Genomic DNA, 23559 nt, shown 5'->3' with positions numbered 1-23559 from the left:
GGAAAAATGGTCTGCGTGAATCGCTCACACAGACCACCTCACCTTACTTTTCTTGCGGAACACCGGCTTCCCACTTGTCCCAGTTGGTTGTGATGTCATCGACGACCGGCGCACCGACAAGATAGATGTTCCTGACTGTTTCAGCGAAACCACCTGCGGTTTCACCGGGTGCCGGATCAAGGTGCTGGAGTGTTGTTTCGTTCGGATTGCCCTGATCAAAATTGACCGCGCCGCGCAAACTGAGAATGCGGTCTGTTCCGAACTGACGCTTGATAACAAGCGCAATCGCCGCTGCTTCCATTTCAGTGATCAGATAGTCATCCGCACCGTAAAGCTTAGCAATATACTGTGCTTCATCAGACAGGCCCGGACCGTGGAAGAACGTATCACCCGTCATATGGGTACCTTCCTTCAAAGATGGCGCTGACTGTGCGGCTTTATTGGGGTAACGCATGCGGTAAGCTTGAGCTTCTTTGGAATCTTCGAGCTTCACGTCTTTGCCAAGACGCATGGCAGCGGCGACCAGATCGGGATTGAGCTTGAAAACGCGATAATCTTCATAGCCTTTGCGTGGCATAAACACCGGTTCACCCGATTTGCCCTCTTCCGGCGCCCAACGGTGCCCAAGATCATAATCAACAAGCCATGTCGCCCAACTCACATCCCCAATCGTCCCACGCGAAGGCGGAGTGCCTGCAACCCCAGACAAAACGTAATAGCTTTTTGAGAAATCAAAGGCCGGATCGAGCAGAATCGCCTGCATGCTGGCAGACGAGTTGACTTTTCCCATGCCAAGGACCGCCCCACACACACCATCGTCATTGCAATAGACCGGCTTGAAAGCGCCTTTTACCTCGATGGGCTTTGCATCTTTCCAATAGCGTTCATACCAGTTTTGAAATTCGCCAGCGCGATCACCGCTGTTTTTCCCAATCTCGAACATTGCCGCGATAAAAACCTTAACCTTGATCGGCTCCGCTGCGGCCACAGGAAGCGACAAAAGTGAAAAAAAAGCGATGGCTGACAGCCAGGCAGATAAAAGACGATAACGCATGCAAAGAATCCCTCTGAGGTTTGTTTTTTTGTTTCGTAGCAGCCGCCATTATGGATCACAACGCTCGTCAAGCCTCAGTGCAAAAGATTGAACAGCGAACTGTGGAAGCCTGTGAATCATGGTATAGCTTGTCACTTCCAGCAGGAATCACCTTGAGGCTGCGTTGCGTTTGGCTTCACTTCAGGCCTAGCTGGGAAGATCAGAGACAGGATAGACGAACATGGCGGAAGCGGCGGTACGCAAACTTGACGATGCGCGCGATCAAAAAGACGCGCTTTATCGGGAAGCTCCTCACAACATTGAAGCAGAACAGGCACTGTTGGGTGCTATTCTGATCAACAATGATGCGTTTTACCGTGTTTCCGACTTTCTGAAGCCGACCCATTTTTTTGAGCCTTTGCATCGTCGCATCTATGAGATTTCGACCGATCTCATTCGCGTTGGCAAAATGGCCAATCCGGTCACGATGAAGACCTTCCTGCCAAATGAAGGCAAGATCGGTGATCTGACCGTATTCCAATATGTGGCGCGCCTTGCGACCGAAGCCGTCACCATCATCAATGCCGAAGACTATGGCCGCGCGATCTATGATCTTGCGACGCGCCGCGCTTTGATTGGCATTGGCGAAGACATGGTGAACGTTGCTTATGATGCGCCGGTCGATAATGCGCCGCAAGAGCAGATCGAAGATGCCGAACGCCGGTTGTTCGAACTGGCAGAAACCGGTCGTTATGACGGCGGTTTTCAGGCCTTTAAAGATGCGGTCACCACCGCCGTCGATATGGCCAATGCCGCTTTCATGCGCGATGGTCATCTATCGGGGGTGTCTACAGGCATTCACACACTTGATAACAAGATGGGCGGTTTGCAGCCTTCCGACTTGATCATTCTGGCGGGTCGTCCGGGTATGGGGAAGACCTCGCTTGCAACCAATATCGCGTTCAACATCGCCAATGCCTATGAGGCCGAACAGCAGGCCGATGGCACAATGAAGGCCAAGAACGGCGGCGTTGTCGGTTTCTTCTCGCTCGAAATGTCTGCGGAACAGCTTGCAACGCGTATTATTTCCGAGCAAACGGAAGTTTCCTCCTCGAAAATCCGCCGCGGCGATATTACCGAATCAGATTTTGAAAAGCTGGTCGCCTGTTCGCAGCACATGCAGAAGATTCCGCTTTATATCGATCAGACCGGTGGTATTTCGATTGCGCAGCTTGCAGCCCGCGCGCGACGTCTCAAGCGCCAGCGTGGCCTTGATGTTCTGGTGATCGACTATGTGCAGCTGATGACTGGCTCATCCAAGGCTTCCGCGCAAAACCGCGTGCAGGAAATTACCGAAATCACCACCGGCCTCAAAGCGCTTGGCAAGGAACTCAATGTTCCGATCATTGCGCTCTCACAGCTTTCGCGTCAGGTGGAAAGCCGCGACGACAAACGCCCACAGCTCTCCGATCTTCGTGAATCGGGTTCGATCGAGCAGGATGCGGACGTGGTGCTTTTCGTGTTCCGCGAAGAATATTACGTCAAAAACCTCGAACCCCGCGATGAGTTTGACCCGAAATATGAAGAGTGGAAACAACATTTTGAAAAAGTGCGCGGCACTGCCGACGTTATCGTCGCAAAGCAGCGTCACGGACCAACGGGCACGGTCAAGCTTGCCTTCCAGGCTGAGTTTACGCGATTTGCAGATCTGGCCGAGGGGTCTTATATCCCGGAACAATATGAATAGTATTCTCATCAAAAAAGAGCGTGCCTGATGGCCAAGGCACGCGTTCAGTTCATCTGCCAGAATTGTGGCGCGGTTCATACGCGCTGGGCGGGCAAGTGCGACTCTTGCGGCGAGTGGAATACGCTCGTCGAAGAAGGCACCAATAGCGGCATTGGTTCCGGCCCCGGCTCCATGCTTTCAAAGCGCAAAGGCCGTGCGGTTGCCCTCACCTCGCTATCGGGTGAAATTGAAGATGCCCCGCGCATCATTTCCGGTATCAGCGAGCTTGATCGCGTCACCGGCGGTGGCTTTGTGCGCGGATCTGCCATCCTGATTGGCGGTGATCCCGGTATTGGTAAATCCACGCTCCTGACTCAGGCAGCAGCAGCCCTTGCCAATCGCGGGCACCGCATCGTCTATGTGTCAGGCGAAGAAGCGGTTGCGCAGATTCGTCTGCGTGCGCAACGATTGGGCGTTGCCAGTTCTTCGGTTGAACTGGCTGCCGAAACCAATGTCGAAGACATTCTTGCAACTGTTTCCGATGGCAAGCGGCCCGACCTCGTGATCATCGATTCGATCCAGACACTCTGGACCGATATGGCAGATTCCGCGCCCGGTACGGTGACACAAGTGCGTTCCTCCGCACAAGCCATGATCCGCTATGCCAAGCAGACAGGTGCTGCCGTTGTTCTCGTCGGCCACGTCACCAAGGAAGGGCAGATTGCCGGTCCGCGCGTGGTTGAACATATGGTCGATGGTGTTCTTTATTTTGAAGGCGAAGGTGGGCATCAGTATCGCATTTTGCGGACCGTCAAAAACCGTTTCGGGCCGACCGACGAAATCGGCGTCTTTGAAATGTCAGACGGTGGTTTGCGTGAAGTGACCAATCCGTCTGAACTGTTTCTTGGCGAGCGCAACGAAAAATCGCCGGGTGCTGCGGTTTTTGCAGGCATGGAAGGCACGCGCCCGGTGCTGGTCGAAATACAAGCGCTCGTTTCCCCCTCCTCGCTCGGCACACCGCGGCGCGCCGTTGTGGGCTGGGACGGAAGCCGTCTTGCAATGATTCTGGCTGTACTCGAATCACATTGCGGCGTGCGCTTTGGTCAGCATGATGTTTATCTCAATGTGGCAGGCGGCTATCGTATCAGCGAACCGGCAGCCGATATTGCGGTGGCTGCAGCGCTTGTTTCATCAATTGCAGGCATTGCGCTCCCTGCAGATTGTGTTCATTTCGGCGAAATCAGCCTTTCAGGTGCTGTTCGTGCGGTTTCACATGCAGTACAGAGACTGAAAGAAGCCGAAAAGCTTGGCTTCAGACAAGCCGTTGTTCCTGGTGGAAGCAGCGAACTCTGGAAAGATCGCAACTTCGGCCTTATGGAAACAACAGCACTTTCGGACCTTGTGGTGCGCATTGCCGCATCGGGACCGGGTAAAAAAACTTGATCTGAGGCTATCACGCTGTAGATCGTTGAAATTAATGAGCTTTAGCATGGGAAGATTTCGTCAACTTTCCGCTGTTAAACTATTGCAAATTTGACTGCCCCGCACGCGGCAAAGCCGGTGCGTATAAATTAAGGACAGGCCAGAATGCCGATTACCTTGCTTGATGGAATTTTACTCGGGATAACGCTGGTTTCCGCCGTTCTGGCGATGGTACGCGGTTTTTCTCGCGAAGTCCTGTCGCTGGTTTCATGGGCCGCAGCCGCCGCAGCCGCATATCTCTTTTATCAGCCGGTGCTGCCTTACCTGCAGCCTTACATTAACAACGAAACAATCGCGAAGATTGCAGCCGCTGGCGCAGTTTTCCTTGTTGTTCTGATTGTTGTCTCGCTGATCACCATGAAGATTGCCGATTTCATCATCGACAGCCGCATCGGTGCGCTCGACCGCACCTTAGGCTTTTTGTTCGGTGCTGCGCGCGGCGTATTGCTCGTTGTTGTTGCAATGCTGTTCTTCAACTGGCTGGTTCCGACAAACCAGCCAGCATGGGTCAATAATGCGAAATCCAAGCCAATGCTCGATTCCTTTGGCCAACAACTGATTGATTTGCTTCCGGCAGATCCTGAATCGGCTATCAAGCAGTTCAAGCCGGGTCAGGAAACGCAGGCTCCCGCAGGCGCCCCTGCCGAACAGCCGGTACCGGACGACACACCGGCTGCAAACTGATCCTGAACACCATTTTTTGAAACCGGCAGCATAAAGCTGTCGGTTTCATCTGTTTTTAGTCAAAGTCTTACATTATATCAGCGGCTGAAACGCACAGCATGTAAGGGACCGCTTTTAAAATAGCGCTCTTTCCTGTAAGTGTTGCTTTTAGTAACCGCAATCGAAAGGCCTTGCGGACAATGTTCCAACAATCGCATGACGAAAACTCCTTTATGCTGGACGATGATACGTTGCATGAAGAGTGCGGTGTATTTGGCATTCTTGGCCATGAGGACGCCGCAGCGCTAACGGCTCTTGGTCTGCATGCTTTGCAGCATCGCGGACAGGAAGCTGCCGGTATCGTTTCCTATCACAACCGCCGCTTCCATTCGGAACGGCATATGGGTCTGGTGGGCGACCACTTCACGGATGCTTCGACGCTCAACCGCCTGCCCGGCGACCGCGCCATTGGCCATGTGCGTTATTCCACGACCGGCGAAACGATCCTGCGCAATGTGCAGCCGCTTTTCGCAGAGCTGGAAGTTGGCGGCATCGCGATTGCCCATAACGGCAATTTCACCAATGGCATTACTCTGCGCAAGCAGCTGATTGCTTCAGGCGCTATCTTTCAGGCAACATCGGACACCGAAGTCGTGCTGCACATGATTGCACGCTCACGTCAAGCCTCGTCGAGTGATCGCTTTGTCGATGCGATCCGTCAGGTTGAGGGTGGTTATGCGATGCTGGCATTGACCCGCACCAAGTTGATTGCAGCGCGTGATTCTATTGGTATCCGCCCGCTGGTGATGGGTGAACTCGATGGCAAGCCGATCTTCTGCTCGGAAACCTGTGCGCTTGATATTATCGGCGCGAAATATATCCGCGACGTTGAAAATGGCGAAGTCATCATCTGTGAAATTCAGAAAGATGGCTCCATCACCACCGATTGTATCAAGCCGGAAAACCCGCAACCAGAACGCCTCTGCCTATTTGAATATGTCTATTTCGCGCGCCCGGACTCAGTTGTCGGCGGTCGCAGCGTTTATGTTGCGCGCAAGAACATGGGCATGAATCTGGCCAAGGAAGCGCCAATCGAAGCCGATGTTGTGGTGCCTGTACCAGATGGAGGAACGCCTGCGGCGCTTGGCTTTGCGCAGGCCAGTGGTATTCCGTTTGAATATGGTATTATTCGCAATCATTATGTCGGCCGCACATTCATCGAACCAACACAGAGTATCCGTGCCCTTGGTGTGAAGCTCAAGCATTCGGCCAATCGCGCGATGATTGAAGGCAAGCGCGTTGTGCTGGTGGATGATTCCATCGTGCGCGGCACAACCTCCGTCAAGATCGTGCAGATGATCCGCGATGCCGGTGCCAAGGAAGTTCATATTCGCGTCGCAAGCCCGATGATTTTCCACCCGGATTTCTACGGGATTGATACGCCCGACCGCGAAAAGCTGCTGGCGAACCAGTATGACAGTCTGGAGGCGATGTGCCGTTATATCGGTGCGGATTCGCTGGCGTTTCTGTCGATTGACGGACTGTACAAAGCAGTTGGTGGTGAAGCACGTGATCCAAAGGCCCCTGCCTTTACAGATCACTATTTCACGGGTGAATATCCGACCCGTCTCCTTGATCAGGAAGGCGAAGACAACGTTCACACGCTGTCACTGCTCGCCTCAAACGGCTGATCAATTGTCTTCACGCAGGCGGCTAAAAGGGCCGCCTGTTTCATATGTTAGCATTAAACTGGGGGTAAAATGAGTATCGACCTTACTGGCCGACTGGCTTTGGTAACGGGCGCGTCGCGCGGTATTGGCTATTTTCTTTCGCTTGAACTTGCAAAGCGTGGCGCACATGTGATTGCGGTTGCGCGCACGGTTGGCGGGCTTGAAGAACTCGACGATGATATTCGCAAGGTCGGCGGCAGCACAACGCTGGTGCCACTCGACATTACTGATATGGAAGCCATTGATCGTCTTGGCGGCTCCATTCATGAGCGTTGGGGCAAACTCGACATTCTGGTCGCCAATGCAGGTATTCTCGGCACGATTTCCCCCATCGGCCATATAGAATCCAAAGTTTTCGATCAGGTTATGAATGTAAATGTCACAAGCGTATGGCGCCTGATCCGCACAACAGACCCGCTGCTGCGCGCATCGGATGCAGGACGCGCGATTCTGCTTTCGTCAGGTGTTGCCCATTCCTGCCGTGCTTTCTGGGCGCCTTATGCCGCTTCAAAAGCCGCTGTCGAGGTGATGGGGCGCAGTTGGGCCGAAGAAACCAAGCAGATGAAGCTGAACATCAATTCGGTCAATCCGGGTGCAACCCGTACCGCCATGCGCGCCAAGGCTATGCCGGGAGAAGATCCCGAAACGCTGCCGACCCCGCAATCAGTGGCCGAGAAAATCGTCAAGCTTGCCGATCCGAAGCTTGATGTGAGCGGCAAGCTTTATGATGTGCGTCAGGACCGCTTCCTCGATTATCATATGCCTTCCTGATTTACCGTTTCCGGCCTTGCACAAAACCAAGGCCGGAATTATTCTTTTTTTTCTTTTCCGCTCCAGCCGCATCTTTCGGCCCTGTTTTTAGAGCGAACTTTCTCAACCAATCATGCGACCGCCTGTTTTCCCAACGTTACTGGAGGATCGATGACACACGCGTATCAGCAATTTATCATCATAAGCGGCGGCCCAGGTTCGGGCAAAAGCACGCTCATCGACGCGCTCGAACAAAAGGGTTTTTCCCGTAGTGTCGAAGCTGGCCGCGCGGTTATTCAGCATCAGGTTAGGATTGGAGGAAAAGCGTTGCCTTGGGCTGACCGTGTGCTTTTTGCAGAGCTGATGCTTTCATGGGAAATGCGCTCTTACGATCGCGCGCGCGAGAAAAAAGGGCCAGTATTCTTTGACCGGGGTATACCGGATGTTCTTGGCTATCTCACCCTTTGCGGATTGCCAATTCCGCAACACATGCACCGGGCAGCGCTGATGATTCGATATAACAGAACGGTGTTTTTGGCCCCACCATGGGAAGAAATTTTCGCACAAGATAACGAACGAAAACAGAGTTTTGCCGAAGCCACCCAAACCTTCGAAGCGATGGAAAACACCTATAGGAAACTTGGATATGAAATCGCGCTCCTGCCGAGATCATCGGTTCAGGAGCGCGTTCATTTCATTGCACAAAGCTTGCCGTCAGCTTTCCGCTGACGGCTCATTTTCTAGCACTGTACGGCGGTCGGCAGCTTCGCGTTTGTTCCACGCAACGAGGCTGAATGGCAGGAAAGCCAGATAGGCCAATGCCGTCAGTGTCAGCGTGTGCCATGTGAAACTCATAAGAAAGGCCACATAGATAACCACGAGCAAGATCAACGGCATAACGAAATCGCGGCGAATGAGGCTTCCCGCCGATTTGCCATTATAGACCGGCAATCGGCTGACCAGCAGGAAGGCAATCGCCACAGTGAAAATCGCAACGGCAAAAGCCAGCCCCTTGCTTGGCGTAAGCCCGAGAAAGCCGAGATAAACAGGCAGCAACACCAGCATAGCACCCGCAGGCGCAGGCACACCGATGAAGTAATTGCTCTGCCATGGCGGACGGTTCGGGTCCTCCAGCATCACATTGAAGCGGGCCAGACGCAGGCAGCAGGCAATCGCATAAAGAAGTGCTGCGATCCAGCCGAAAGAGCGCGCCTGATCAAGCACATAAACATAGAGAACAAGTGCCGGGGCAACGCCGAAATTCACAATATCAGCGAGCGAATCCATCTGCTCACCGAACTTAGACGAGCCTTTCATCATGCGTGCAACGCGGCCATCCACACCATCGAGGAATGCCGCAATCAGCACCATCATCACGGCAAGTTCAAAGCGGTGTTCAAACGCCAGACGAATACCCGTCAAACCTGCGCAGATGGCAAGAACCGTGATGACATTCGGAACAACAATACGCAGCGGGATCTGCGAAAGTTTGGGGCCGCGCGAAGAATCCACGCGGCCATTTGGCTCAAAGGGTGGGAATGGTGTTTCCATCAGCTCAGGCGATCCGCACCACAGGTTCTGCGCGTTCACTGCCAAATTCCGCAAGAACGGTTTCACCCGCCACAGCCGTCTGGCCAATAGCCACACGAACAGATGCACCGGCTGGCAGATAGACGTCAACACGTGAGCCGAAGCGGATCAGGCCAAAACGTTCGCCCACGCTAAGATTATCGCTTTCACGCGACCAGCAAACGATGCGGCGTGCAACCAGACCTGCGATCTGCACAACGCCGACTTTACCGTTTGCGCTGTCGATAAGAACGGAATTACGCTCATTATCGGTGCTGGCCTTGTCGAGTTCAGCATTGAGGAACTTGCCCGGACGTTGGAAAATCTTCTCGATCTTACCACGCACTGGTGCACGGTTGATGTGAACGGAAAACACATTCATAAAAACCGAAATACGCATCAGCGGCTCTGCACCGAGTTCCAGTTCTGCGGGTGGCACAGCCGGGCCGACAAAAGAAACCTTGCCATCAGCCGGACTAATCACAAGATCATCGGCAATCGGCGTTACACGTTCAGGATCGCGGTAGAAATAGATACACCAGATGGTGAGAACGAGGCCGATCCAGAACAACGGATTCCACAGCCAGCCCAGAATGAGCGAAACCACGAAAAACGCCGCGATAAACGGGTAGCCTTCACGATGGATCGGCACGAAAGTGTTTCGAATTGTATCAGACAGGCTCATCGCTTTTCCTTTAAGTTTGGCCGTTTTTACCTCATCCTGCCCAAAATCCAAATTGATTTCGAAAATTATTCACGGCTGTCAGGCCGCATGATCCTATCACGCCTTATGGCCAGTAATTCGTATAGCGCGCGAAAATGATAAAGAGCGCAAAGAGGATCACAGCCGAGATCACAAAAACACAGGCGATTTTATACACGCTCCACACCAGCCACAGCGAAAATCTGATCATTTGCCCTCCTTGTGCAAATACTGGCTTCTCGACTCGACTGTAAAAACGTGTGCAACGAAATTTGCTGTCCACTCACCCATAATTTCGTATGGCGTCCCACCCACCTCCAGGTCCTCTTCGAACCAGTTTGGGGTGTCCAAAGGATCCTTGAACCTATCTGTAAAGTAGAATTGACTTTCGCCACTAATTAGCAACATGGCACCTTGCGTTTCAACGTCCCCGTTAAAATAACCATATACGCCGGCTGCTCCATGTGAGAATTGAATAGGTTTAAAGTCATAATTTCATTCAAAAATTATACCAGAGTGCCCCCATCCCGTCTTCTCGAGCTTTGCTTGCAATCTGTCCCGACAACCGACGAAATGCACCTTCTTTTCCATCGTGATAAGCATAATGTTCCGCAATCTCTCGCAAATGGCCTATTTCCAACAAAGTTACCGGGCGGCCATTCCCATAATAATAATGCTTCACGAAATCCGAATTACTCCAGCGACCATAAGATGCTGCAAGACTCGATGAAAAATTATGCGTTGCATACTCTGTTGCCCCTTCGACATATGGCTCAGCGATACATCGCAATTATACTCTTCACCGGGATGGCCAGTCACAGGCCGTTCATTCCATGAGAATAATTTGCCGTCATTGGCCGCATGTTCGCTTCGCACGCGGCCATCACGCTTTGTACGCCAAATATAATGTGTGGTGCTCTGCTCCTCAGCACCAACATTCGCTTTGTGTGACACTGCTTGATGATAACGCGTCAGATACCGAAGAACTTTTCTTCGGTGTGTGAAGCATCCATAATTTCGTTCCAAACACGAGGAACACTGCCATGTTTGATGCAGTGACTGAAAGCTTCCCGACGGCTTAATTCATTCAACCGCTGTCTGCTCTTATCGATCTTCGATAAATATGTATTCATGAGCCCTCTCAAATTACAATTCCTGAGAGGTTAAAGGCGATAGATCCTAAGGGGATAACTTATTCAAAAATTTGTTTTTATCAGGCTGGAAAGTTGCATTTCATCAGCGTGAACGACAACGGCGCTTTTCAAACCATGCAAGATTTTTCAAATTGGGATTATCGAAATTGCGTCGATCACAATGTGGCACACGGCGATCTCTGTTCGTCACATATAGAAAATTTGGAGACACCCAGTCTTTGTAATAACCATTGCAGTCATCGTTCAATGGTCCCGAGGGATCAACCTTCCTCCGGGCTTCATGGTCAGAAAGCGGAATAAGTCTGTTCGTTTCCCCATCGATCAATTTGAGACCACCAGAGCTACGAACCTTAATATAGCGGTCATTAAAGCACATGCTTGAAATTCGAGTTGCAAGACGCGTTTTACCGTCAGATGCATAGAGGTTACTCTGACTCTGTCGTATTGAACCGTAAAATTCACGTTTCACAATCATGCCATTGGGCAAGATAAAACTGTCGGTCAAATAGACAGAAAGCAAAAACAAAATGCGCAAGCTGAGGATAGTTACAATCGTAACGCAGAAAAACTCATAGACCCTCCATATCCACCAGAGTGTCTTTTTCCAAAAAATCTTTTGCATTGTCAGCCCCCGCCGGGACTGACAATGCCTTAAATTTCGATCTCTGCAAAGCGAAATGCAACTCACTCAGCAGCAGGCGCGCCGCGTGTGACAACGCCCATATCATCGCTTTCACGAACCTGACGCAGGCGTTCTTCTGCTTCATCCGCTTCGCGCTGGCGGCTCCACATTGATGCATAGAGACCATCCTGCATCAGCAGATCGCGATGCGTGCCGCGTTCGGCAATCAGGCCATCTTTGAGCACGATGATTTCGTCGGCACTGATCACAGTGGAAAGGCGGTGTGCGATCACCAGCGTCGTGCGGCCCCGGCTGACAATATCAAGTGCCGACTGAATTTCCTGTTCGGTCGCAGTATCCAGCGCCGATGTCGCCTCATCAAGGATCAGGATCGGCGGCGCTTTCAGGATCGTGCGGGCAATGGCTACGCGTTGCTTTTCACCGCCCGAAAGCTTCAGCCCGCGCTCGCCGACCATCGCCTGATAACCTTCCGGCAGATGTTTGATGAACTGGGAAATCTGCGCCATTTCAGCCGCCTTTTCCACTTCGCTGTCGGTTGCATCAGTGCGGCCATAACGGATGTTATAAGCAATCGTATCGTTGAACAGCACAGTGTCCTGCGGGACCATGCCGATCACTTTACGAAGGCTTTCCTGTGTCACGTCGCGCACATCCTGCCCATCAATCGTGACAGAACCCGACTGCACGTCATAGAAACGGAACAAAAGACGCGAGATGGTGGATTTGCCAGCGCCCGATGGGCCAACAATCGCCACCGTTTTGCCCGCAGGCACTTCAAAGCTCACGCCTTTCAGGATCGGGCGGTTGGCATCATAGGCAAAATGCACATCGTTGAACCGGATTGCACCCTTATCGACGTGGAGTGGCGCAGCAGTTGGCTTATCCTGCACTTCCTGCTGAACATCGAGAAGGTCGAACATCTGCTCGATATCAGTGAGGCCCTGACGGATCTCGCGATAGATAAAGCCGATGAAATTGAGCGGAATGGAAAGCTGCATCAGCATGGCATTGATGAAGACAAAGTCACCCAGCGACTGCGTGCCAGCCTGCACCTCGCGTGCCGACATGACCATAACAATCGCCATACCAACACCAAAGATCACAGCCTGACCAAAGTTCAGCCAGCCAAGTGACGTCCAGGTCTTTGTCGCCGCATCTTCATAACGCGCCATGGACGCATCGAAGCGCTTGGCTTCCATGGTCTCATTGCCAAAATATTTAACGGTTTCGAAGTTGAGCAGCGAATCGATGGCCTTTGTGTTGGCATCGGTATCGGAATTATTCATTTCGCGGCGAATATTGATGCGCCAGTCACTCGCCTTAATCGTGAACCACGTATAGGCAACCACAGTCAGGGCCACGACCAGCAGATAGGAAAAGCCGTAGGCGTAGGCGAAAATCACCGCTGTCAGTGCAAATTCGAGAATAGTCGGCAGCGTGTTGAGGATTGTGAAACGAACAATCGTTTCAATACCCTTGGTGCCGCGCTCAATAACGCGCGAAAGTCCGCCCGTGCGCCGCTCCAAGTGGAAGCGCAACGAAAGCTGGTGCATATGCACAAAGGTCTTATAGGCAAGCTGGCGCACAGCATATTGCCCGACACTGGCAAACAGCGCATCGCGTAGCTGATTGAGACCCGCCTGTATGATCTTGGCTGCATTATAGGCCAGAACCAGCATAACCGCGCCAATGAGGACAACTGGAATATAGTCCGGTGCATCAAGCTGACCGTTCAGCGCATTCGTCACCCATTTGAAAAAATAGGGAACGAGGATCAGTACGATCTTGGAAATCACCAGAAAGAACGTTGCCCAAACCACGCGCATACGCAGATCCGGCCGCTCGTTTGGCCACATATAGGGCCAGAGATTTCGCAATGTCTTGAGCGTTTCGCCGGAATCGGCGGAAACCGTTTTAGGGGAACTCATGGTGTATCTTTCAAATCAGACGGTTTTTTCGCAGCAGCCATTTCGAAAAGCTGCAAGGTGCGAACGAATAAGGGTCAGTTGCTGCCAGTTGACGCTGTAGCGGGAGGTCTGGCGGTCAGGCCGGTAGTTAACAAGACCAGCCTGTACGAGAACTTTGAGATGCTGCGACACGGTGGACTGCGCAAGGTCAAGCCGACCGACAATGTCCTTGCAGCAGCAGGCATCCTCAAGAATAAGCTGTCGCAGAATGTGAATGCGCACCGGATGACCGAGCGCTGCATAAATGCGCGCTGCAAGATCGTCATCCACGCCCGGAAAAACAGCGGTCATCGTTTCTAGGGAAATCTTCATCGTAGATCGACGATGTACGATTATACTCAAAAAAGCAACGTAATGCAGCACCCTTTTCTAAAGGGTGCTGCATTTAAAAACAGATTTTGCCGTTCTTGGTCAGTCGGAAGAATTCTTCAGGCGGCGCTTCACTTCATCATCAGCAAGCGGCTGCTGCGGCATGACAAAAACCTGTCCCGGTAAAATCAGGTCGGGATTACGGATCTGGTCGCGATTGGCGAGATAAATCGTGGTATAACGCGTGCCATAGCCGTAAGTGCGTTTGGAAATGGTCCAAAGGTTATCCCCCTTACGGATGATCACCGAGCCTTCCACCTTTTGTAAAGGCGCGCCACCGGCCGCATCTTGCGCAGCATCATTCTGACCGCTCGTTCCCGGTGCAACAGCCGAAACATTCTGGCCAGCCTCACGGCGGAACGGCACGCGGGCCGTCGCGATCACCCGCCCGTTCGCATTGAGCAGATCGGCGCGGATAATGTAATCACCCACGGCAAGCGGCTTCTGGCTTTCAACCAGAAAGCGGCCCTCTGGCGAAATCGAGCTGGAGCCCAGAAGAATCTCATTGGCATTCACGACAACGCGGCTGCCCTCTGGCGAGCCTTTGGCGCTGCCTGCAACAAACACCTTGTTGCCTTCAATTTCGACGGCTTCAATGCCAAGCGGCGCATCGGGGTCAGCTTTCGCCTGCGGCACCGACTGTGAGGGCGCTGCACCTGCATCCGTCGATGACGCGCTTTGCTCGACAGGCGCTTCCGGCTTCGTGATCAAACGGCTTGCCTGCCCCGGTTCTTCGACAAGGGCCAGAACCTGACCATTGCTGTTATCAGGTACAGAAACGATCGCCGTCTGTGCAGAGGTTGCAACGGTGCCACCTGATCCGCCAGCGCGCAGCACAAGCTGATAATCACCGGGTTTGAGCGGCTGATCGAGAACGATCGCAAAATCGCCATTTGGCCCGGCCTTTGCCGTTCCAACAACTCTGGAGCCAGAAAGGATTTCAACATCGGCATTGGCGGCCGCCTGTCCTGCAATCACAACGGAACCGTCAGATTCGACACGCAGGATGTCAAAAACCGGTACTTTTGCCTCGTTGGGCGTTTCCGGCGTTGCAACTTGCGCTGTTGGCCCGGAAGGCTGTTGTGGCTGAACTGCCGCCGGTTTCTCAGGTTCGGCTGTAGCAACAGGGGCCTGCTCTTCCGCAGGTTTTTGCGCGCTGCCGGTTTCGGGCGCCTTTGCGGCAATATCCGAATCCGGTACAGCGCCTTGCTCTTTCAGCGAGTTCCAATAATACGCGCCCCCGCCTAGAATAAGGACGAGAAGAATACCGATAATTCCATATCTATAATTTTGCATTTCGGCATGAAACCCATATGAGTAAGTTAACTAAAGGGTTTACCGCTTTTTTTAACGCCTCACAAGAAGTGGAGCCGAACTACGCTTTCCACCGCAGATATTATTCTTCTGTACAGCTTATTGGTTTTTCCTGATCAGGATCATCCATAAGGTTATAGAGATCGGCAGTTTCGCCTTTGGTCCACCAGATATAAACCCCGCCCGCATATTTGGCACCCGAACCTGCGAGAACATTGGCAGCAATAACTGAATTATCTTCCATTTCGAGCTGCACAAGAGAGTTTTCACCTGCATTATAATAGGTGGCCGAAATGCTTTGATCGCCGCATTTATAAAGAACGGAGTTTTCCGTTACTTCAACATCATCAGACAAAGGGATGGTAATCTCTCCAGCCATAGCCCCCGATGTCGCGAGCGAAAACCCCGCCAACAAAACCCATTTCTTCATGCCATCCGACTCCCTGTCAAAATTTCACCTCTCCAGAAGTATAGCTATCGTGTTAAAAGTCCAGCCACAGCTTGACGCTCAAACGCCAAAGGCGCACAAGAAATCATGTCTCAGATTCGATCCATTTGTGTTTATTGCGGCTCTTCAACGGGCCTGAATCCCATCTATCGTGAAGCGGGCCTGACGCTTGGGCGCTCGCTTGCGGACCACGGCATACGCCTTGTTTATGGCGGCGGAACGCGCGGCATTATGGGCGCGGTTGCTGAAGGCGTGATGAAGGCTGGCGGCGAAGTCACCGGCATTATTCCGACCTTCCTGCTCGACAAGGAAGCGAGCCTTGAAAAGGCACAGGAGCTGACCGAGCTGATCGTTGTTGGCGATATGCACGAGCGCAAGCATCTGATGTTTCAGAAGTCAGACGCGTTTGTCACCCTCCCCGGCGGCATCGGCACGGTTGAAGAAATCGTGGAAATGATGACATGGGCGCAGCTTGGCAAGCATCGCAAGCCGATGGTTTTTGCCAATATCAACAATTTCTGGCAGCCGATGCTCACTTTGCTTGAACATATGACGAATGAGGGCTTTCTGCACACAGCCCATCAGGTGAAACCGCTGGTGATTGATCAGGCTGAGGACATCGTGCCTGCAATCCTGGCTGCCAATGGCCGTGCACATGAAGGCGATCCAAAGATCATCGAAAAGATGTAATCGCGGCTCTGCATGAGACGCATAATGAAAAAGGGCGGAGCAATCCGCCCTTTTTATCAGCGTGCAACCTATGCATTCACTGCCTTTAATGCAGATTCACGCTCATCGCTACTCAGTTCAAGACGCTCAAACTTCTCATCCAGCAGAACCGGCAGGGATGCCTGTGGATGTATGGCAACAATGCCATAGGTCTCATCTTCGGCTTCCACATAACGCATAAACGGTGCTTCTTTTTTCGAGAACCGCGAAACGATGTTCTTTTTCTTATGCACCGGATCAAGCGGATTATAAGTGATATTCGTTGCGCCCAAGTGCTTCTTGCTGGCAGTAATTTTCGCCCAGGCAAAGCGCAATGCAGCAGCCGATTTCATCGCCGATGCGCTGCCCGTGATACGGATGAAGCGAACCAGAAACAGAATGGCCATCGCGAGCATGATCGCAAACAGGCCAAGATCAAAAGCCAGACGGTTCCAGAATTCGTCAATGGCGAGTGTCAGCGTGACATTTTCCGGATCGGAACGCTGCATCACAACATCCGTTTCGTAATCACCACTCGAAAAGCTCACAAATGAGAATTCAACTTTTTTGACGCGACGTTCGCCTTCATAGTCATAGACAATGCCAGCTTTGCAGTTAACAGTCATTTTTTTTGACCGGCACTGACCATCCATAATGTTGGCGTCCTCTAAAATGACCGGATCGTTCATAATCAGGTGATCTTTGTAGAGGCCAGGAAACCATGCAAAAGCAACGCCAATACTCGCAAAGGCGAAGACGATACTAAGAAACGGGTACAGCAAGCGGTGCGCTAGCCCGTGCTTTTTTATTTTAATTTCACGAGCAGGAAAAACGCCGCTCAGATCCGGCAATGAAGTGTGTTCAGTCATTTTATAATCGTCTATCGCAGGGCGCTGTTCACAAAGGGGAGGAAAGAACCGCGCCGGTGATACGTCTTGCAGCCTGTCGGCAAAAATCTGCACAAAACGCGATATGAACATGGCAATGCGACGCACAGAAACGTCCCATGCACGGCCATGAAATGAAAAACCTGAATGGCGAATATCACTCATTCAGGCCCTTATCTTTTAGCAATGTCGAATTTTACCGCAATATTGCGAGATCAGCTGATCCGGAAAAACAACGACCAGTCAGTAACAATTATAGACACCGTGACTCCGAATGTGAGGCCGCGGCAGTGTTTATTTCTTCACCAGTGTCGCCACCGCTTCAACATGGGGCGACCATAGAAACTGGTCAATCGGCGTGACACGCGTGATGCGATAACCGCCTTTCACCAGAATGGCGAGATCGCGCGCAAGTGTTACAGGGTTGCACGAAATCGCGATAACCTTTTCCACCTTCGACTTTGCCAGCTCAAGCGCCTGTTCTTCTGCACCCGCGCGTGGTGGATCGAAAACCACCGCATTGTAAGGCAGCAATTCCTTCGGCATCAGCGGGCGGCGGAACAGGTCGCGACGTTCCACCGTTACCGGCTTTAAGCCCTGCACGTGGCGCACGCCGCGATCAAGCGCCGCGAGTGCTGGCGCATCGTTTTCAACGGCGTGCACGGCACTCTTTTCAGCAATGCGCAGCGCAAATGTACCAACACCGCAGAAGAGATCTGCCACGCGTTTCGCTTTGCCAAGATGTGCCTGCACCAGCGACACCATCGCCTCTTCGGCATCAACCGTTGCCTGCAAGAAGCAACCCGGCGGCACCGGAACCGGCACTTTGCCAAAATGAATGACCGGCTTTTTGGGCTCGACGATGATTTCGCCTTCATGCGAAAGGCGTGCAAAGTCCTTTTTCATCATAAGGGCGGTGAGCGCACGGCGCTGCTCGTCGCTGAGCGTGCCACAGCCACTTGCTGCAAGATCAAGCCCGGAGGCCGTAACAGTCGCGGCCAGTTTGAACGGCTTTGAGCCCGGAGCAATCAGTGCGCCCACTTCGCGCAGATCGTCGAGCCGCGCAATAATTTCCGGCACGGTAACCGCGCATTCGACAATATCGATGATTTCGTGGCTCTGGTGACGGTTAAAACCGAGCAGCACGCCTTTTTCCGTCTTGCGTGCAGCGAAAGTCGCTCGGCGGCGCGATTGCGACTTGCAAGTAACCAGCGCATCCACTTGCACATCAAGGCCACGGCCCTTCAAGGCTGAGACCACAAGTTCGCGCTTCCATGCGCGGTAAGGCTCGTCCTGCCAGTGTTGCAAAGCGCAGCCACCGCAATCTTCAAAATGCTGGCAGGCAGGGTCTTGGCGTTCAGCAGACGTTTCAAGCAGCGCGATTACCGTGGCGCGGTTTTTGTCACGCGCAACATTGGCCACTTCGCCCGGCAGCGTGAAAGGGACAAAAAGCTGGCCATCTGAAAGATTGGCAACGCCATCGCCGCCCGCACCCATCGAGCGGATTGTTACCTGGGTCGTCATTGGTCTTTCTTTCCTGCCAAGAGATATTCACGATTGCCATCGCCACCTTCAATAGGCGACGGACAGAGGCCAAGAGCACGCCAGCCGGGCTGCGTTTCAAGCCATGATTTCAATTCTTCCGCAATGCGTTCGCCGTCTTTCGGATCACGCAGAATGCCGCCTTTGCCGATAGCCTCACGCCCGGCTTCAAACTGCGGCTTTACGAGAAGCGCGCAGATAGCATCTTTTTGTGCCTGCGCCAATGCCGGAGGCAATGCGAGTTTCAATGAAATGAAACTGACGTCCGACACCACACAATCGACGTCGCGTCCATCAAGATGGGAAATCTCAAGCGCGCGGGCATTAACCCCCTCGCTGTTTGTCACACGTGGGTCATTGCGCAGGCTTTCATGCAACTGATCATGACCGACATCTATGGCAAGCACATGGGTCGCGCCGCGCTCCAGCAAAACCTGCGTGAAGCCGCCAGTTGATGCGCCTATATCAAGCGCGGTGCGCCCCTTCACATCAAGGCCAAAATAATCAAGGGCTGCTATAAGCTTCAACGCACCGCGCGAAACATAGCTGCTTGCCGGATCATCGACAATGATTTTGACAGTGCGCGCAACCGTCTGCCCCGGCTTGGTGACGGGCTTGCCGTCAACCTTCACTGTGCCGCGCAAAATTGCATCGCGCGCACGCGAACGCGTTGCAAACAAGGCAAGCTCGACCAGCAACTGATCGAGCCGCACACTTTTATCTTGCGTGAAATCAGGCACGGAAGGATGCTGTCACTTCTTCGCGGCCCAAAGCTGCAAAGACGCTATGGACAATACCGGCACGGTCAAGACCGGCATTGGCATACATGACTTCCGGCTTGGCATGATCCTGATAAGTGTCTGGCAGGGTCAGCACACGCACCTTGAGACCGCGATCCAGAAGACCATCGGTCGCAAGGAATTGCAGCACATGGGCAGCAAAGCCACCGGCAGCACCTTCTTCAATCGTCACCAGCACTTCATGCTCACGTGCGAGGCGACGAATGAGATCCTGATCAAGCGGCTTGGCAAAACGTGCATCGGCAACCGTTGTCGAAAGACCAGCCGCGGCCAGTTCATCGGCGGCGCTCAGGCATTCCTGCAAACGCGTACCGAAGGAGAGAAGTGCCACTTTGGTACCTTCGCGCACGATACGGCCCTTACCGATTTCAAGCACCGAACCACGTTCCGGCAGTTCCACGCCGACACCATCGCCACGCGGATAGCGGAAGGAAATCGGGCCTCCATCATAGTCCGCAGCCGTGCGCACCATATGGCGTAGTTCGGTTTCGTCGGATGCAGCCATAACCACAAAGCCCGGAAGGGCCGCGAGGAAACCGGTATCGAACGAACCGGCATGCGTTGGGCCATCGGCCCCCACCAGACCGGCACGGTCGATGGGAAAACGCACAGGCAGATTCTGGATCGACACGTCGTGCACGACCTGATCATAGCCCCGCTGAAGGAAAGTCGAGTAGATCGCACAGAACGGCTTATAGCCTTCCGTTGCAAGGCCTGCGGCAAAGGTCACCGCATGTTGCTCGGCAATGCCGACATCGAAAATGCGTTTCGGAAAAGCTTCACCAAAAAGATCAAGGCCGGTGCCGGTTGGCATCGCAGCCGTCACTGCAACGATCTTGTCGTCATGGCGGGCTTCTTCAATCAGGCTGGTGGCGAAAATCTTGGTATAGCTTGGTGCATTTGCTGGCGGCTTTGCCTGCTTGCCAGTGATCACGTCAAACTTGTTGACGCCGTGATATTTGTCGGCAGCGGCCTCAGCGGGCGCATAGCCCTTACCCTTCTGCGTTACCACATGGATCAGCACCGGGCCTTCCTGCGTGTCACGCACATTTTTGAGAACGGGCAGCAGATGGTCTAGGTTGTGACCGTCAATCGGGCCGACATAATAAAAGCCCAACTCTTCAAACAGCGTGCCACCAGTGAAAAAAGCGCGCGTAAATTCTTCCGATTTGCGTGCCTTGTCCTGCAAAAACTTCGGCAGTTTCTTGGCAACCTGTTTGGCAGCATCACGCACGCTGCGATAGGTCTTGCCGGAAACAAGACGCGCCAGATAAGCGCTCATAGCACCCGTTGGTGGTGCAATCGACATATCATTGTCGTTGAGGATCACGATCAGGCGCGCATCAAGCGCACCGGCATTGTTCATCGCTTCATAGGCCATGCCAGCCGACATGGAGCCATCGCCGATCACTGCAATCACATTGCGCTTTTCGCCCGAAAGATCGCTTGCCACAGCCATACCAAGACCCGCCGAAATGGAGGTCGAGGAATGGGCTGCGCCAAAGGGGTCATATTCGCTCTCGGTTCGCTTTGTAAAACCAGAGAGGCCGCCTTCCTGTCTGAGGGTTCGGATGCGGTCGCGACGTCCTGTCAGAATTTTGTGCGGATAGGCCTGATGCCCCACATCCCAGATGATACGATCATGCGGCGTGTCAAAAACGTGATGCAGCGCGATGGTGAGTTCCACCACACCAAGCCCCGCCCCAAGATGCCCGCCGGTGGTCGAAACAGCATCGACCAGCTCGGCGCGCAATTCTTCCGCAAGCTTTGGCAAATCCTGTTCCGGCAATGCGCGAAGGGCTTCCGGGGTCGGCGCCTTATCGAGCAATGGGGTGATGGGTCGGGACATGAAAACAACCTGTTCTGGTTCGATTTTTATTTGTCGGTATAGCAGCAGTCAGCACAGATCAAGCTTACCGGGGCCCGGCGAGACATGTTGTCCTATACGATAGCTTTTTGTTTTTATCGCATTATGCAACGCAAAACCGCTTCACACTTTTGCTGGAAATGCTCCATCATTCCGGCAAAGGTATGAACTCTTCTTCATCGCCTGGCACAATATCAAAGCGACCGCTACGCCATTCTTCCTTGGCCTGCTCAATGCGTTCTCTCGAGGACGAGACAAAATTCCACCAGACATAGCGTTTTGAACCAAGCGTTGCACCACCGAACAACATAAAATGCGCGCCTTCAGGGCCAGCCTGTACAACAATATCATCGCCCGGACGAAACGCCAGCAGCCGATCAGGCGGGAACACCTCGCCCCCAATGCCAACATTGCCGCGCAGCGTATAGATCGCGCGTTCTTCGGTTGTTGGCGGAATGTGAAAGCGTCCGCCGGGCAACACGTCAATATCTGCATACAATGTTTCAGCATGCTGGATAACGGGGGATGAAACGCCGTGCATTGAACCAATGATGAGGCGCCCGTTAAACTCGGGGTCTTCCATCAGCGGCAATTCAGGCGAATTGGTATGATAAAAATGCGGGTCACACTCTTCAAATTGCTCCGGCAATGCCAGCCATGTCTGCACACCGGAGATCAACAGCGGTCCATCCCGCTCTTCTTCCGGCGAGCGCTCAGAATGCACGATGCCGCGACCAGCGGTCATCAAATTCACATCACCCGGACGGATCACCATTTCCGTGCCAAGGCTATCACGATGGCGGATATGGCCGTCGAAAAGATACGTGACTGTTGAAAGACCAATATGCGGATGCGGGCGCACATCCAGCGCGTCACCGTCCTTTAAAACAGCCGGTCCCATACGATCAAAGAAAATAAATGGCCCAACCAGACGCCTGCGCACAGTCGGCAAAGCACGGCGAACTTCCAGCCCGCCAATATCGCTTGTGCGTGGGATGACCAGCGTTTCGATTGCATCCACGGTTGTCTTGTCTCCAAGCACCGGATCAGGACAGGGGAAGAAACTCATCAGGCTGCCACCAATAAAAGCGCACCGGCAAGCCGTTTGCCGGTGCGTGACCTTAAAAAAGATAGGGCTATATCAGCGATTGTGCAACAGGCGCGACAATTCGTTCGTGTCTGGCACTTGCCCATTTGTAGTGAGCTTATCGACCAATCCCGGCAGCACCTGAGAGAGCTGATTAAGCAACTCCTGCTGATCAATACCGGCATGGGCTGCAATTTCGCTCAAAGTCTTCTGGCCAAGCGCATCGCCAAGCTGTCCCGGCTCAATCTGATGATTGCTGCCCTGCCCGACCCAGGAATCCACCTTGTCACCAAGACCTGCCTGTTTGAGCTGATCAAGCAGACCACCTAAGCCGCCACCCAATGGGCCGGGCGCTGCGGGTGCCGAGGCTGCTCCGCCACTGGCAAGCGTCCCGCCAAGCAGACCACCGAGCCCACCCAGAATACCGCCGAGCAAGCCGCCGCCATGATCTGCCTGCTGCGCCGACTGATCCGGGATAGGTGCAGGCTGCTCCGGCTCATCACTGTGTCCTTTGAGCATTTTGCCGACAAGCAATGCACCCAATGCAATCAGAACCGGCTTGGCAAGGCTGCCGCCGGGGATCGGCGAGTTGTTGGAATTGTCATTATAGCTTCCCATCACGCGATACTCCCTGTTGGACGCCGTGACTTTATCACGTGCGATTAAGTTAAGGTGAAATAAGTTTTTGCTTTTGACAAGGATTATACCTTGTCAAATCGAAACTATTGTGAAAATTTTCTAAATTCTTGATGCATATTATTATTTTCGCAATCGGAGATATTAGATGTCTGTTATAAGCTGGATTATTCTTGGACTGATTGCCGGCTTCATCGGCAGTAAAATCGTCAACAAAAGCGGTCAGGGTATGTTCTTCGACATTGCATTAGGCATTGTCGGGGCCATCGTTGGCGGTGTCATTTCTTCATTTCTGTTTGGCCGCGGCGTCACAGGTGCCTTCGATCCAATGAGCCTGATCATTGCCATTATCGGCTCTGTCATCGTTTTGTTGGCCTACCATAAGATTACCGGCAAGCGTTCCATCGGCTAAAAAACACGCTATAGTGCAAAGGCTCCGGTTTGTGCCGGAGCCTTTTTATGACGTTATCCACGAAAGCAC

At 53.0% G+C, this 23559-nt stretch carries 24 protein-coding genes; 8 read left to right on the top strand and 16 right to left on the bottom strand.

Going from position 1 to position 23559, the window contains the following annotated elements:
• Positions 1 to 43: 43 nt before the first annotated feature.
• Entirely contained in the window at positions 44 to 1054 is a 1011-nt protein-coding gene (locus tag ABE527_RS03595; RefSeq protein ID WP_499696155.1) for a purine-nucleoside phosphorylase, read from the bottom strand.
• A gap of 220 nt (positions 1055 to 1274) precedes the next feature.
• Here ABE527_RS03595 and ABE527_RS03590 point away from each other — a divergent pair, with 220 nt between their 5' ends.
• The 6 genes from ABE527_RS03590 to ABE527_RS03565 all read left to right on the top strand — a co-directional run bounded on the left by ABE527_RS03590 (position 1275) and on the right by ABE527_RS03565 (position 8113).
• Positions 1275 to 2780, top strand: a complete 1506-nt coding sequence (locus ABE527_RS03590; protein ID WP_265983091.1) for a replicative DNA helicase — start codon at positions 1275 to 1277, stop codon at positions 2778 to 2780.
• Between the two features lie 27 nt (positions 2781 to 2807).
• Positions 2808 to 4202, top strand: coding sequence for a DNA repair protein RadA (radA, locus tag ABE527_RS03585; RefSeq protein ID WP_499693491.1), 1395 nt, complete (start codon positions 2808 to 2810; stop codon positions 4200 to 4202).
• Positions 4203 to 4346: 144 nt separating this feature from the next.
• Positions 4347 to 4925, top strand: a complete 579-nt coding sequence (locus ABE527_RS03580) for a CvpA family protein (RefSeq protein ID WP_265983089.1) — start codon at positions 4347 to 4349, stop codon at positions 4923 to 4925.
• A gap of 212 nt (positions 4926 to 5137) precedes the next feature.
• Complete coding sequence (gene purF / locus ABE527_RS03575; RefSeq protein ID WP_323054536.1) at positions 5138 to 6595, top strand: amidophosphoribosyltransferase; 1458 nt, start codon at positions 5138 to 5140, stop codon at positions 6593 to 6595.
• Between the two features lie 69 nt (positions 6596 to 6664).
• Complete coding sequence (locus ABE527_RS03570; protein WP_499696154.1) at positions 6665 to 7405, top strand: SDR family NAD(P)-dependent oxidoreductase; 741 nt, start codon at positions 6665 to 6667, stop codon at positions 7403 to 7405.
• A 150-nt stretch (positions 7406 to 7555) separates the two neighbouring features.
• Positions 7556 to 8113 carry an AAA family ATPase gene (locus ABE527_RS03565; protein ID WP_499696153.1) on the top strand — a complete coding sequence of 186 codons (558 nt, stop codon included), beginning with the start codon at positions 7556 to 7558 and terminating at the stop codon, positions 8111 to 8113.
• Here ABE527_RS03565 and pssA read toward each other — a convergent pair.
• The 9 genes from pssA to ABE527_RS03520 all read right to left on the bottom strand — a co-directional run bounded on the left by pssA (position 8099) and on the right by ABE527_RS03520 (position 15533).
• Positions 8099 to 8935, bottom strand: coding sequence for a CDP-diacylglycerol--serine O-phosphatidyltransferase (pssA, locus tag ABE527_RS03560; RefSeq protein WP_265983848.1), 837 nt, complete (start codon positions 8933 to 8935; stop codon positions 8099 to 8101). The two genes, ABE527_RS03565 and pssA, sit on opposite strands and share 15 nt — an antisense overlap.
• Before the next feature lie 4 nt (positions 8936 to 8939).
• A complete protein-coding gene (locus ABE527_RS03555) occupies positions 8940 to 9689 on the bottom strand; it encodes a phosphatidylserine decarboxylase (RefSeq protein WP_499696152.1) in 750 nt (249 codons plus the stop codon).
• A 52-nt stretch (positions 9690 to 9741) separates the two neighbouring features.
• On the bottom strand, positions 9742 to 9867 hold the full coding sequence (locus ABE527_RS03550; protein ID WP_265983084.1) for a hypothetical protein: 126 nt from the start codon (positions 9865 to 9867) through the stop codon (positions 9742 to 9744).
• A gap of 467 nt (positions 9868 to 10334) precedes the next feature.
• Entirely contained in the window at positions 10335 to 10682 is a 348-nt protein-coding gene (locus tag ABE527_RS03545) for a phage minor head protein (RefSeq protein WP_499696151.1), read from the bottom strand.
• Positions 10683 to 10892: 210 nt separating this feature from the next.
• On the bottom strand, positions 10893 to 11432 hold the full coding sequence (locus tag ABE527_RS03540; protein ID WP_499696150.1) for a hypothetical protein: 540 nt from the start codon (positions 11430 to 11432) through the stop codon (positions 10893 to 10895).
• A gap of 62 nt (positions 11433 to 11494) precedes the next feature.
• Positions 11495 to 13381, bottom strand: a complete 1887-nt coding sequence (locus tag ABE527_RS03535; RefSeq protein ID WP_499696149.1) for an ABCB family ABC transporter ATP-binding protein/permease — start codon at positions 13379 to 13381, stop codon at positions 11495 to 11497.
• 15 nt (positions 13382 to 13396) lie between these two features.
• Complete coding sequence (locus ABE527_RS03530; RefSeq protein WP_499696148.1) at positions 13397 to 13732, bottom strand: ArsR/SmtB family transcription factor; 336 nt, start codon at positions 13730 to 13732, stop codon at positions 13397 to 13399.
• Between the two features lie 99 nt (positions 13733 to 13831).
• Positions 13832 to 15085: a LysM peptidoglycan-binding domain-containing protein gene (locus tag ABE527_RS03525; protein ID WP_499696147.1), complete on the bottom strand. Its 1254-nt coding sequence runs from the start codon at positions 15083 to 15085 to the stop codon at positions 13832 to 13834.
• Positions 15086 to 15185: 100 nt separating this feature from the next.
• Positions 15186 to 15533, bottom strand: coding sequence for an MliC family protein (locus ABE527_RS03520; RefSeq protein ID WP_499696146.1), 348 nt, complete (start codon positions 15531 to 15533; stop codon positions 15186 to 15188).
• A 105-nt stretch (positions 15534 to 15638) separates the two neighbouring features.
• On the opposite strand from ABE527_RS03520, the gene ABE527_RS03515 reads away from it, so the two are divergent.
• Entirely contained in the window at positions 15639 to 16241 is a 603-nt protein-coding gene (locus ABE527_RS03515) for an LOG family protein (protein WP_499696145.1), read from the top strand.
• A 68-nt stretch (positions 16242 to 16309) separates the two neighbouring features.
• Here ABE527_RS03515 and ABE527_RS03510 read toward each other — a convergent pair whose 3' ends face one another.
• The 6 genes from ABE527_RS03510 to ABE527_RS03485 form a co-directional block, all read right to left on the bottom strand.
• Positions 16310 to 17311 carry a hypothetical protein gene (locus ABE527_RS03510; protein WP_499696144.1) on the bottom strand — a complete coding sequence of 334 codons (1002 nt, stop codon included), beginning with the start codon at positions 17309 to 17311 and terminating at the stop codon, positions 16310 to 16312.
• 129 nt (positions 17312 to 17440) lie between these two features.
• Complete coding sequence (locus ABE527_RS03505; protein WP_499696143.1) at positions 17441 to 18670, bottom strand: class I SAM-dependent RNA methyltransferase; 1230 nt, start codon at positions 18668 to 18670, stop codon at positions 17441 to 17443.
• On the bottom strand, positions 18667 to 19428 hold the full coding sequence (locus ABE527_RS03500; protein WP_265983074.1) for a TlyA family RNA methyltransferase: 762 nt from the start codon (positions 19426 to 19428) through the stop codon (positions 18667 to 18669). The genes ABE527_RS03505 and ABE527_RS03500 overlap by 4 nt, the downstream gene beginning before the upstream one ends.
• A complete protein-coding gene (gene dxs, locus ABE527_RS03495) occupies positions 19421 to 21337 on the bottom strand; it encodes a 1-deoxy-D-xylulose-5-phosphate synthase (protein WP_499696142.1) in 1917 nt (638 codons plus the stop codon). The genes ABE527_RS03500 and dxs overlap by 8 nt, the downstream gene beginning before the upstream one ends.
• 166 nt (positions 21338 to 21503) lie before the next feature.
• On the bottom strand, positions 21504 to 22424 hold the full coding sequence (locus ABE527_RS03490; protein WP_499696141.1) for a pirin family protein: 921 nt from the start codon (positions 22422 to 22424) through the stop codon (positions 21504 to 21506).
• 72 nt (positions 22425 to 22496) lie between these two features.
• Complete coding sequence (locus ABE527_RS03485) at positions 22497 to 23060, bottom strand: YidB family protein (RefSeq protein ID WP_499696140.1); 564 nt, start codon at positions 23058 to 23060, stop codon at positions 22497 to 22499.
• Between the two features lie 166 nt (positions 23061 to 23226).
• Between ABE527_RS03485 and ABE527_RS03480 the strand changes: the two genes are divergently transcribed.
• A complete protein-coding gene (locus tag ABE527_RS03480; protein ID WP_265983070.1) occupies positions 23227 to 23490 on the top strand; it encodes a GlsB/YeaQ/YmgE family stress response membrane protein in 264 nt (87 codons plus the stop codon).
• The last annotated feature ends 69 nt before the right edge of the window (positions 23491 to 23559 follow it).

Origin of the sequence: Brucella sp. TWI432, assembly GCF_039674445.1 — a bacterium.
Lineage (GTDB): Bacteria > Pseudomonadota > Alphaproteobacteria > Rhizobiales > Rhizobiaceae > Brucella > Brucella chromiisoli.
This window is presented reverse-complemented; position numbering and strand designations above follow the sequence as displayed.

Excerpts from the sequence above, each read along its gene's own strand:
- ABE527_RS03595 (WP_499696155.1), bottom strand. The coding sequence starts at position 1,054 with ATGCGTTATCGTCTTTTATCTGCCTGGCTGTCAGCCATCGCTTTTTTT.
- ABE527_RS03580 (WP_265983089.1), top strand. The coding sequence starts at position 4,347 with ATGCCGATTACCTTGCTTGATGGAATTTTACTCGGGATAACGCTGGTT.
- radA (WP_499693491.1), top strand. The coding sequence starts at position 2,808 with ATGGCCAAGGCACGCGTTCAGTTCATCTGCCAGAATTGTGGCGCGGTT.
- ABE527_RS03480 (WP_265983070.1), top strand. The coding sequence starts at position 23,227 with ATGTCTGTTATAAGCTGGATTATTCTTGGACTGATTGCCGGCTTCATC.
- ABE527_RS03570 (WP_499696154.1), top strand. The coding sequence starts at position 6,665 with ATGAGTATCGACCTTACTGGCCGACTGGCTTTGGTAACGGGCGCGTCG.
- ABE527_RS03515 (WP_499696145.1), top strand. The coding sequence starts at position 15,639 with ATGTCTCAGATTCGATCCATTTGTGTTTATTGCGGCTCTTCAACGGGC.
- ABE527_RS03485 (WP_499696140.1), bottom strand. The coding sequence starts at position 23,060 with ATGGGAAGCTATAATGACAATTCCAACAACTCGCCGATCCCCGGCGGC.
- ABE527_RS03565 (WP_499696153.1), top strand. The coding sequence starts at position 7,556 with ATGACACACGCGTATCAGCAATTTATCATCATAAGCGGCGGCCCAGGT.
- ABE527_RS03490 (WP_499696141.1), bottom strand. The coding sequence starts at position 22,424 with ATGAGTTTCTTCCCCTGTCCTGATCCGGTGCTTGGAGACAAGACAACC.
- ABE527_RS03520 (WP_499696146.1), bottom strand. The coding sequence starts at position 15,533 with ATGAAGAAATGGGTTTTGTTGGCGGGGTTTTCGCTCGCGACATCGGGG.
- ABE527_RS03510 (WP_499696144.1), bottom strand. The coding sequence starts at position 17,311 with ATGAGTGATATTCGCCATTCAGGTTTTTCATTTCATGGCCGTGCATGG.
- purF (WP_323054536.1), top strand. The coding sequence starts at position 5,138 with ATGCTGGACGATGATACGTTGCATGAAGAGTGCGGTGTATTTGGCATT.
- dxs (WP_499696142.1), bottom strand. The coding sequence starts at position 21,337 with ATGTCCCGACCCATCACCCCATTGCTCGATAAGGCGCCGACCCCGGAA.
- ABE527_RS03505 (WP_499696143.1), bottom strand. The coding sequence starts at position 18,670 with ATGACGACCCAGGTAACAATCCGCTCGATGGGTGCGGGCGGCGATGGC.
- ABE527_RS03535 (WP_499696149.1), bottom strand. The coding sequence starts at position 13,381 with ATGAGTTCCCCTAAAACGGTTTCCGCCGATTCCGGCGAAACGCTCAAG.
- ABE527_RS03550 (WP_265983084.1), bottom strand. The coding sequence starts at position 9,867 with ATGATCAGATTTTCGCTGTGGCTGGTGTGGAGCGTGTATAAAATCGCC.
- pssA (WP_265983848.1), bottom strand. The coding sequence starts at position 8,935 with ATGGAAACACCATTCCCACCCTTTGAGCCAAATGGCCGCGTGGATTCT.
- ABE527_RS03540 (WP_499696150.1), bottom strand. The coding sequence starts at position 11,432 with ATGCAAAAGATTTTTTGGAAAAAGACACTCTGGTGGATATGGAGGGTC.
- ABE527_RS03525 (WP_499696147.1), bottom strand. The coding sequence starts at position 15,085 with ATGCAAAATTATAGATATGGAATTATCGGTATTCTTCTCGTCCTTATT.
- ABE527_RS03530 (WP_499696148.1), bottom strand. The coding sequence starts at position 13,732 with ATGAAGATTTCCCTAGAAACGATGACCGCTGTTTTTCCGGGCGTGGAT.
- ABE527_RS03590 (WP_265983091.1), top strand. The coding sequence starts at position 1,275 with ATGGCGGAAGCGGCGGTACGCAAACTTGACGATGCGCGCGATCAAAAA.